This is a genomic window from Actinomycetota bacterium (assembly GCA_040755895.1).
Lineage (GTDB): Bacteria > Actinomycetota > Aquicultoria > Subteraquimicrobiales > Subteraquimicrobiaceae > Subteraquimicrobium.
In genome coordinates this window covers 1-10,686 of record JBFMAG010000124.1, presented here as the reverse complement: position 1 = coordinate 10,686, position 10,686 = coordinate 1, and the positions used below count along the sequence as shown (strand labels likewise).

Below are 10,686 nucleotides of genomic sequence, written 5' to 3'. Positions count from 1 at the left end.
AATATTGACCGAAGGCTCGTGGTCGTATGCGCTCAGAGTGGCTACGGCAAGACAGCTCTCCTTGCGGACTTCGCTACCGAAACTAAATTTAAGGTGATTTGGTATCGTCTGGACAGAAGCGATAATTATCCTGCAGTTTTCTTAAGCTACTTGGTGGAGGCAATTAAGAGGAAGTTTCCCCACTTTGGTACTGAAACTATGAATAGTTTAAAGGAATCCATGTATCTTTCAAGGGAAAAGGAGTCAGTGACAACCATTTTTATAAACGAGTTGATGGGAATTGTCCTAGAGGATATATTAATCATCTTCGACGACTATCATTACATCAACGATAATAAGGAGATAAGTGAAATCATCGAATTTCTTCTGGATCAATTGCCACCCAATGTTCACTTTGTCATTCTCTCCCGTGTCACGCCGAATCTTTCCCTGGCGGCACTTAGAGTTCGAAGAGAGATAGCCGAAATCGAGACCGACGATTTGAAGTTCACTCCCTCAGAGATTCGCCAATTGTTCAGTGATTTGTATCCCCTTTTTCTAGACGATGAGGAACTGAGTAACCTGGCTACCAAAACCGAGGGTTGGATCGCCAGTCTTTTACTCCTATACGCTTCCCTAAAGAATCTCGATTCCCATGAGAGAAAGGTATTTATAGATCAATTTATCGGCACCCGGGATATCTACGAATATCTGGCCCAGGAGGTTTTTGGGCAGGAATCCCCAAAGATTCGAGCATTTCTTAAGAGGACCTCCATTGTGCCCTTCATAAATCCAGATCTTGGCAATATCTTGGCGGGCATCAGGGATTCTCACAACGTTTTAGAATATTTGGGAAAAAGCCACGTTTTCACGACGCGTTTGGATGGCATATATCGTTATCATCATCTGTTCCAAAAGTTCTTGGAAGCTAAATCCATCGAAACCGAGAGCAAAGCAACAATCCTTAATCTTCATCAGAAAGCTGCACGTTATTTCACGAGTACAGGCGAGTGGGATCACGCCATCTACCATTATTTCCAAGCGGAAAAACCTCGTGGAGCGGCAAAGCTCATCTCAAAAATTGCTGAAGAGATGATAAGTACAAGTAGGTTTTCCACCCTTAAATTCTGGATCGATAAAATTCCTCGAGAGATTCTTGAAAGGGAGCCCTGGTTGCTGATCCATAAAGGTAATATCTTGGAGATCCAGGGGGAATGGGATGATGCCTTGGATTTATATGAAAAAGCCTTTCTGATCTTCAAGAGGCGAAGGGATAGACAGGGTGCTGGGATAAGTCTTGGAAGGAGCGGTGAGCTTTACAGATTAAAAGCGGATTATAAAAGAGCTATATCTCTTCTCGAGCAATCATTGCATTATATCGAGGAGAAGAATCATGCACCTACCTTATGCAGTTTAGCCAGTTGCTATCTTCGTATGGATCCAGAACGAGCCGTTTCCATATTTGAACGGGCTCTTGTTCTTAGCCAAAGGGTTAGGGATAAAACCACTCAAGCCTGTGTGCTACATAACCTTGCTATTCCTTATCTAGAGAGAGGAGAATTTGCCGATGCTCTGCGAATGAGCCACAAATCCCTGCGATTGAGACGAGAATTGGGGAACAAGCATGATATGGCCCTCACTTTATGCAATATCGCCATGGTCCATCGCATGCAAGGAGACTATGGGCAATCTCTTAAAGTATTACACCAGGCCCTTGAAATTGTGGAGAAATTTGGATACCGGCGCGTGCGGGGGTGGATTCTGTGGACGATGGGTGAAACCCTAGCGGAGATGCGAGAAATTGAGCAGGGTTTGAAGTTGGTCGAGGAGTCCAAAGCAATCTTCGAAGAATTGCATGATACCTGGGGACTGTGCTTCGCTCTGCGGGCTTTGGGTAGACTCTATGGTATGCAGGGCAAATTCCAGAAGGCTTTGAAATTCGGTCGACAAGCTGTGGCCTTAGCTAAAGATGAGGGTGGGAGCTGGGAAATTAGTTGGTCTCTTGCGGACTTGGGGACTTTGTACTCCAAGTTACAAAAACTGAATAAGGCTGAGGAAATCCTCTCCAGAGCGGCGGAGATCGCTGAAAAGCACGACAATAAATACATTTTGACCGCAATTTACCTCCATTTAGCCGCCATTTACCACAAGAAGAATGATCTATCAAAGGCTCAGAAGTACCTCGAGAGAGCCGTCAATCTCTCCCGAGAATACGAGTATCATCATTTATTATCCATGGAGGCTAGCGATACTCTATCCTTGTTTACCTGGGCCTTCGCAAAGGGAATATTCATGGATTATTTGGGGAGAATCCTCTTCCGCATGGGCAGCGAGGTATTATATCGACGCCAGGAGGTCACGGTGCTCTTCGCTGATATCAGGGGATTTACTAGTCTCTCAGAGGATTTGGCACCGGAGAGGGTGAGATCCGTTTTGAATACCTATCTCGCCTTTCTGACTGAAATTATTTTTCAATATGGGGGGACACTCGATAAGTACATAGGTGATGCCATCATGGCATTTTTCAATGCACCCAAGGAGCAAAAGGATCATGCCTTAAGAGCTGTTAAGGCCGCTGTTGAAATGCAGAAGGAGATCAAACTCTTCCAAGCTAAAACAGCAAATCTTCCAGTGGTCAGTTATGGCATCGGTATCAATACGGGGGAGGTTGTGGTAGGTCACATCGGTAGCGGTAAATGTCTGGACTTCACGGTCATTGGGGACAATGTGAACATTGCCTCCCGTTTGTGTAGTGCAGCGGGCAAGGGACAAATTTTGATCAGTTCCAGTACCTATGATTTGATTAAAGATGCCGTGGAGGCGGAGAAGCTACTGCCGATTCGGCTTAAAGGGAAGAAAGAACCGATGATAATATATAATGTATTGGATATTAAACCAGAGAAGGATTAAGGTATTATTAAGGATTAAGGATTAAGGAATAAGGAATAAAAAAGCTTAATCCTTATAGCTTAAATAAAGGAGGTATTTAGGATGTGTCGGGAAGGGGAAGTGAGAGAGTATCAAGATGGTGAGGTCATCTTCAATGAATGCGATCCAGGAAAGGAAATGTTTGTCATCCAGTCCGGTAAGGTGAAGGTGACTAAAAAGATTATGCGAGAGACCGAAGAGATAGAGACCACATTAGCAATTTTAAGAGGGGGGGACTTTTTCGGCGAAATGGCTCTATTCGAGGATCGTCCTCGCTCAGCCACGGTGACGGCTATGGGCAAGACCGAGGTATTGGTCATTGATAAGGAGAGATTAAAATCTCTGATCAGAGAGGATCCTGATTTTGCTCTGAAGATGTTGGAGAAAATGAGTTACCGGATTCGAGAGATAGACGATCAGGTTGAGAAGCTTTCGCTTCAGGTTACCCTTTCCGGACGCAGATTGAGGGAATCCATACCCTGGATAGGACCCTAAATAGGATAAGGATTAAGCTTAATTCTTAATCCTTACAGCTTAAAGCCAATGGGGGTTGGTTATGTCTTTGTTTTATTTGTTGTTGCTGGTGCACCTCGTTGTAGATTTCATGCAACCGGCATCCTTAGTTAAGTGGGCGAAGCAAAGCATCTGGGGTGTTGCTATTCATAGCGGTATCTATTGCGCATTCATGGGTATAATCCTTGCACCATATTCTCATCGATGGCTACTTTGGGCCATAGTACTTGGTTTTTCTCACTTTCTTTTTGACCGGCTTAAAATAGTTGCAACGATGTGGAAACCCGCCATGAGCTTGTACATCTTTATTGGAGATCAGATTCTCCATCTCCTTGTGATGGGCATGGTTTTTTCCTTGACCGAATTGAGATTTGTCTCTTCATCGCACATTCCTTATTCCCAATTCCTTCCTTATCTCGTTGGTTATATTGCAGCTACCTTTGGTGGTTCTATATTAATCTACGAATTTTGCAATACCTTTGGTAAAGCGGGAACCGGGTCTTCCCTGGCAAGCGGGCCTGCTAGTAGGCATGGCAATAACACCCTTTATTTTCACAAGAGGTTCGTGGGTATTGTCGAGCGGGGGCTGGCAGTTACATTTATCCTGGTTGGCTTGTATTTTCTGGCACCTCTAGCCTTCATACCTTCAATGGTGAAGGTAATCAAGGGTAATCGGGAATATCCCTTTGTCCTTGAATTCGCTTCAAGTATGAGTTTGGCGATAATCGTTGGTCTCATTCTTAGGACGATTTAAAAGTTTTGGTTCTAGGTTCAAGGTAGTAGGTAGGGGGATTGAGGCTGGTTCTCAAAGTTAAAAGCTTAATCCTTACAGCTCACAGCTTGACAAAGTGGTGATGGATTTGAAGATTTTGCATACAGGTGACATCCATCTCGGAGCTAAATTTGCTATGCTTGGTGAAAAGGGAGGGGAACAACGCCTTCAAATTCTTAAAACCTTTGGAAATGTAATTGATCTCGCCATCGAAGAAGATGTTGACCTTTTCCTCATCGCGGGGGATTTGTTTGATTCCAATAGTCCCTCCCGACGAACTTTGGATGAAGTTGTTCAGCTGTTCAAGAAACTAGAACAGAAGAACATTCCAATCTGTCTCATACCCGGTACCCATGACCTTTATGATGCAACCTCCATCTATCGCCGTTACAATTTCAATGATGTTCTTTCCAATCTTACCCTTTTCACCGATGAGGTAACTTTCAAAACTTTTAAGAATTTGGATTTAACGGTCTATGGAAAAGCTCTCACCACGGGGATCTTAGAAGGAAGTCCCCTCGAGGGTATTCATCCTCAAACGGGGACAAAATTTCACATCGCTCTCATCCACGGGGCTTTGAAAATTTCCGAAAAGGTAGAGGAGGATGGAGCGATTTTCACCTTGGAGGAGATAGAGAGAAGTGGCATGAATTACATAGCCATGGGACATTGGCATTCCTTCGCCGATTATTCCAGGGGTCGAACCAAGGCTTGCTACTGTGGCTCTCCAGAGGCACTAGATATTCACCAGAAGGGCTCGGGCAATGTTCTCCTAGTATTCATCGATCCGGATGGCTCAGTGAGGGTGGAGCCAAGACGAGTGGGGAAGCGCCTCTTCAAGATGCTGGAGTTACCGGTGGATATGATGAGTAGTGTGAGCGAGATCAATGAGGCCATAAAGGCTCATTCCGACCCAGATCTCATAATCGAGGTAAAACTCCAGGGACTGGCGAGCTTCGATCTTGAAATTGATCCACAGGAGTTGGAGCAAGAGTTAGAGCCATTCTTCTTTCGTTTGAGAGTTATTGATGAATCCCATCCAAAACTTGAGGAAATATCGGTCGAAGATTTACCGGAAAGTATGATCATCGGCAAATTCGTTCGGATTATGGAGGAAAGGCTGGAGCAATCCACAGCGGAGGAGAGAAGGGTCATTGAGGAAGCACTTAAGCTAGGCGTAGCTTTGCTGAAAGGGGAGAATGTTCTTAGATGATCATAAAGAAGATAAAGCTTCAGAGATTCAAACGTTTTCGAGATTTAGAGGCGGAGCTTTCTCCCTGTCTTAACGTGATCAAAGGACCCAATGAAGCTGGAAAATCCACGCTCCATTCTGCCTTAATTGCTGGAATATTCTTTAATCCTTCTCACAGGCGGAAGGAGATCAGGAATTTGATCTCTTGGGGTTCAGAGAGGATGTACGAAATAGGCCTCGATGTCGAAGTAGAAGGTGCAAATTATGCACTCCATAAGGATTTTGAAACCAAGAAACTCACTTTGATTGGCGATGGTCTGCCGCGGGAGATCATCGATCCCACAAAGGTTGGTGAAAAAGTGGGGGAATGGCTGGGTTTCAGTTCCGCAGCCGTGTTCAAGAGTACGGCCTGTGTCGAGCAGGATAGGGTGGCGCAGATATCCAAAGGGGAAAGAGAGATAGGCGATAGCCTCCAAGCGACGATTACGGGGGAGGATGAGGTGACCGCCTCTTGGGCTTGTGAAAGGTTAAGAGCTGCTTTAAAGGAGCTGATCAAGGGAGAGGGCAAAATAACAAAATATCCTGGAGAAATTCAAAAGCTTTCCAATGCCGTTGCTGAGCTGGAAGAGAAGCGGAAGCAGCTGGAGGATGAGATAGAGGAGGTTCGGAGGACGGGCACCAGACTTTTTGAAGTGAAAAGGGAAATCGAGGATATAAGCACAAGACTTTCTACAAAGGTGAATCTTAGAGAGAAGAATGAGAGGAGGCGATGGCTTGAACAAGAACTGGAGAAAATCGAGGAATGCTACCAGAATATCCAACGCGCCTTTGGTATAAAGCACGAGATCGATGATCTTAATGAGAGGCTCAAACCCTACAGCTTTTTGGAGAAAATAGAGGATGAAGACGTGGATGCACTTCGCACTCTCCTTGGCAGAAAGCAATCTTTGGAGCAAATGAGGGACTCTCTAGAGCAGCAACTGGTGGAACCAAGCCTTGCCTGCCATGAGGCAGATATTCAGCTCCAGTCCACTCCCACCGGTAATCACCCTTTGATCTTGGGTACGATCCTTCTCTTATTGGGCATTATTGGTGCTTTTCTTTCAAAGTTTATGCTCGTTTTGGCCATTATTGGTCTGCTCGTAGCCGGTTATGGAGTTTTACGCATAAAACCCGAGCCCCAAGTTGATCTGGGAACGGTAGTTTCTCAAATAAGGTATCAAAAAATTAAAGTCGAAGAGCAGATAACCGAAATAAATGATCAAATCAAATATCTTTTGGCTAAAGCGAGGTGTAAAACCGCCACTGAGTGCTTGGAGAGATATGAAAAGTATAAACCCCTCCGCGCTGAAAAGTTGGCGAAGGATAGTGAATTGAGCGGGATTCTAGGGGACAAATCGATTGAAGATTTGGTGGAGGAATCAAGAACCTTAGCTCTGGATCGTAACGCCAAGAAGGAGGAGTGGGAAAGCCTCGATCCAATAGCCCTCGATCCTGAACAGTTTCAGAAGTTGCTCCAGGAAATAGAGGATCTGGCGGAGAAAAAAAGGGCACTTGAGGAGGAAAAAAAGAAGTTGGAGATCGTCATCTCCCAAGCTAGAGCCACCTCTGAGGATTTGGCAGCCATTGATGAGAAACTCGCCGATTTACAACAGAAGCTGGAATTCTACCAAAGGCGACGAAGAGTTTATGAGCTTGTATTGAAAAGCATAGATGAAGCCCGAAAAGCCACTCTACGCTCGGCGACGAAGGTCTTGGAGGAAGAGGTTTCCAGATATATTAACATAATAACCGATGGTAAATATAACAGGGTAAAAGTAAATCAGGAAAATTTGGAGTTTTTCGTCTACTCTGAGGAAAAGAAGGACTATGTAAAAGCCCGGGAACTCAGTCGGGCAACCATCGACCAGATCTATCTATCAGCTCGTTTGGGTTTGGTCAAGCTTATCTCCAAGGGCAAAAAGCCTCCTTTGCTTTTCGATGATCCCTTCATCACCTTCGATGATGAAAGATTGAGGAACACCATGGAATTGGTCAAAGAAATCACAAAGGAATACCAGATAATCCTTTTTACCTGCAGTGATAGATATGATGCCTATGCAGATAAGGTCATTGATCTTAGTAGGTAGTCTCAGAATTTGAAGGCTCCGGTGCCCATGGGACTTATACCCACAGGACTTATATAAATATAAGAGATTGAGAAAGTGGGAATTAATATGATATTTGCTACTGCACTTCGTGATGAAGCTAGATCGAGGATCAAAGGAATAGGTCAGGTTGATCTACTGGTCGGTATCCCCTGCTACAATAACCAGAGGACCGTGGGTTATGTCATAAACACCGTTGAGACCGGCTTGCGTAAATATTTCCCCGATAAAAGGTCTTTGATCGTGGTCTCCGATGGAGGCTCCACCGACGACAGCCGTGAGATGGCTCAAGGCCTTCCCCGCTCAGCGGGTGTTGAGAGATTGGTCACCATTTACCGAGGACTACCTGGAAAAGGTTCTTCCCTCCGGGCAGTATTTGAGATCGGCTATGCTTTGAGAGCCGATGTCATAATTGTGGTGGACTCCGACTTGAAAAGCATTGTTCCCGAGTGGATAGAACTCCTTGCGGATCCCATTCTGAAGGGTGAATACGAATTCGTAGCACCCTATTATACGCGTCACAAATATGATGGAACCATCACCAAGCTCCTCGCTTATCCTCTCACCAGAGCCATTTTTGGTAAAAGAATCCGTCAACCAATTGGAGGAGAGTTTGGCATCTCTAGAGAGCTCTTTGACTTCTATATAAAGCAGGATGTTTGGGAAACCGATGTGGCCAAATATGGTATCGATATCTGGCTCACTATAACGGCGATTGAGCAAGGAGTCAAGGTTTGTCAATCTCGACTGGGCACAAAGGTCCATACCGGGAGGGAACCGACAACTTTGGGTCCCATGTTTAGACAGGTCGCGGGGACTCTTTTTACCCTCATGGCTCAGCATGAAGATAAGTTGTACAGGATTAAGGAAAGCGATGAAGTTGATTTTTATGGGCGAGCTCCAAAGGTTGAACCGGAGCCAATCAAGGTCTCCATACAGGATCTCATCGAGAATTTTTGTCTTGGGTTCGGTCATTTTAGTCCTCTGTGGAGGGAAGTTTTATCTGAAGAGAGCTTTAACGGAGTTGAAAGGGTGTTCTTACAAAGTCGCAATGAATTCAACTTTCCGTCGGATTTGTGGGCGAAAGTGGTCTATGATTTTGCGTTAAATTATAAAAAGTGGAAGAAGGACAAGCAAAAGCTGGTCAGCATGATGACACCCCTTTATTACGGTCGCACAGCCTCTTATATTTTGGAGGCGAAGGGCATCTCGACGAAGAAAGCCGACCAATTAATCGAGAATCAAGCCCAAATCTTTGAAGAGCTTAAACCTTACCTGGTGAAAAGGGCGACAAAACTTTTCGAGAAGATGTAGTAGTGCGAGGCTTTCAGCCTCGCCTTTATTAATATGCACGATTGATCCTGAAAGGATCGCTCTACCTTTGAAGGAATCGGAAAATTTCCAAAAGTAAAATAAGCTCTGAGAGCCTCTCTCAGACCTTGGAAGATTATGGGTAATGTTTTTTATACCTAAAATTCCCATCAGCGAGGAGAAAACGCAAAAGCGGTGTTGGAAATTAACATGGCTATTCTAAAATGGTATGCTCCCGCTTCATCTGCTCTTCGCTGATTTCAAGCTTTCTCATCAACTCGGTGACGACGCATTCGAAGAATATCATGGCAGAGAGTTCAAAGAGCGAGCCCAGGGGAGCTAGAGTTATTTTACCGATCAACTGCCGGGAATCGTAACTGGTGATGACGTCCTTCACCTTGGGCACTGGAATTTCCACGATTAAATCCGAGCATTGTGCAAGTTCGGATTGCTTATCCCCGATTACCGCTACCACTTTACCTCCAATGGACCTGGCTGTTTTGGCGATTTCGACTACGGATTTGGTTCTTCCGGAGCCAGAGACAGCTATCAAAATATCCTGCTTACGCATGGCAGGAACCACGGTCTCCCCAACCACGAAGGTTCTTTTCCTCAAGTGCACCAAGCGCATGGCGAAGGCCTTGGCCACCAGTCCGCTCCTTCCAGCACCAATGATGTAGATTCTTCGTGCTTCTTTGATGATATCCACGATTTTTTTAAATTCCTGTGGATCGATTTTTGAGGTAACCTCACCAATCCCGTCTAAGAGCTCCCGATAATACATACTTTCACCTCGAATTTTTAATCTTTGGACCAGAGTTCGTTGATCTTTTCCTTGATTGCTTTTGCCGCCTCCGCCGGTTTTTCCTCCTTGATTATGCCTCCGCCCACTATGATTATGGCTGGTTTGAATTCCCTTAAGTACTTCAGATTTTCAAGTTTGATTCCTCCTGCAACGGCGAGAGGTATTTTCAACCTGACAAGTTCGCGAACATCCTGAAATGGACTTTTACCCTTAACTTGTTCATCAATACCGGTGTGAACCCCAATAAAATCGGGATTCAATCTCTGTATCTCTTGGGCTCTGGAAAGCTTATTTTCCATACCGATTAAGTCCACAATCACCTTTTTTCCGCGATTTTTTGCTTCCAAGATCGCTTCTTCAATGGTGAATAGGGAAGCTGACCCCAAGACTGTGGTGATATCGGCACCAGCCTCAAATGCCAATCTTGCTTCGAGAGCACCTGTATCAGCTGTTTTCATATCCGCGACGATGCTTTTTCTCGGGAATAACCCTTTGAGTTCTCGTACTATACTCAAACCCACTGTTTTAATCAATGGAGTCCCAGCTTCGATGATATCTACAAAGGTTGCTGTCTCTGCGGCTAACCTTAAAGCATTTTCCCTATTTGTGATATCTAAAGCTATTTGGAGTAGTGGCCTCATTTCGTTCACAAAGTTAAATTGATAGTTAATATCTTCCAATTCCATTAAATCACTTCGAAGATGCAGGGTCAATTGTGTGCAAAAGCACAAAATATTTTTAATCGTGCAGGTTAATGCTTTTTAGCAGGAAAAATTAGTAAGATATCGAATTACACAAGTATATTTATACTACATAAAGCGAGGCTTTGAACTGCAGTAGTCATCCAAGCATTTGGGTTAGGTTGCTTGGAATGGGGATTTTATGAAGAATCCCAGCACAGTGAGCTTTCAAATTGATATGGGTCTAAATTAGGAGGGCGCAACCCTCCTTTGTTATTTACTTTTGCGAGTTAATGCAGTTAATTTTCGTTCGATATGGATGAAAGGAGGTGAAGTAGGGTGAGAAAATCGACAATTAT

The 10,686-nt window shown here is 44.5% G+C and carries 8 protein-coding genes; 6 read left to right on the top strand and 2 right to left on the bottom strand.

Translation table 11 applies throughout. The annotated features are described in order from the left end of the window. From AB1466_05855 to AB1466_05830, 6 genes are all read left to right on the top strand, one after another. The coding region (locus tag AB1466_05855; protein MEW6189609.1) for a tetratricopeptide repeat protein at positions 1–2,889 on the top strand (2,889 nt) is incomplete at its 5' end. A gap of 81 nt (positions 2,890–2,970) precedes the next feature. After that, positions 2,971–3,402 (top strand): cyclic nucleotide-binding domain-containing protein, encoded by a 432-nt coding sequence (locus AB1466_05850; protein MEW6189608.1) that lies wholly within the window; start codon positions 2,971–2,973, stop codon positions 3,400–3,402. 61 nt (positions 3,403–3,463) lie between these two features. Continuing rightward, positions 3,464–4,174, top strand: coding sequence for a DUF3307 domain-containing protein (locus AB1466_05845; GenBank protein MEW6189607.1), 711 nt, complete (start codon positions 3,464–3,466; stop codon positions 4,172–4,174). Positions 4,175–4,274: 100 nt separating this feature from the next. Then, entirely contained in the window at positions 4,275–5,405 is a 1,131-nt protein-coding gene (locus AB1466_05840; GenBank protein MEW6189606.1) for a DNA repair exonuclease, read from the top strand. Further along, entirely contained in the window at positions 5,402–7,513 is a 2,112-nt protein-coding gene (locus tag AB1466_05835; GenBank protein ID MEW6189605.1) for an AAA family ATPase, read from the top strand. The genes AB1466_05840 and AB1466_05835 overlap by 4 nt, the downstream gene beginning before the upstream one ends. An 87-nt stretch (positions 7,514–7,600) precedes the next feature. Continuing rightward, positions 7,601–8,845, top strand: coding sequence for a glycosyltransferase (locus tag AB1466_05830; GenBank protein MEW6189604.1), 1,245 nt, complete (start codon positions 7,601–7,603; stop codon positions 8,843–8,845). Between the two features lie 211 nt (positions 8,846–9,056). Here the strand turns inward: AB1466_05830 and hxlB are convergent, their stop codons facing one another. Both hxlB and hxlA read right to left on the bottom strand, forming a co-directional pair. Continuing rightward, entirely contained in the window at positions 9,057–9,626 is a 570-nt protein-coding gene (gene hxlB / locus AB1466_05825) for a 6-phospho-3-hexuloisomerase (protein MEW6189603.1), read from the bottom strand. 17 nt (positions 9,627–9,643) lie between these two features. Continuing rightward, complete coding sequence (gene hxlA / locus AB1466_05820; GenBank protein ID MEW6189602.1) at positions 9,644–10,288, bottom strand: 3-hexulose-6-phosphate synthase; 645 nt, start codon at positions 10,286–10,288, stop codon at positions 9,644–9,646. Positions 10,289–10,686 lie beyond the last annotated feature (398 nt).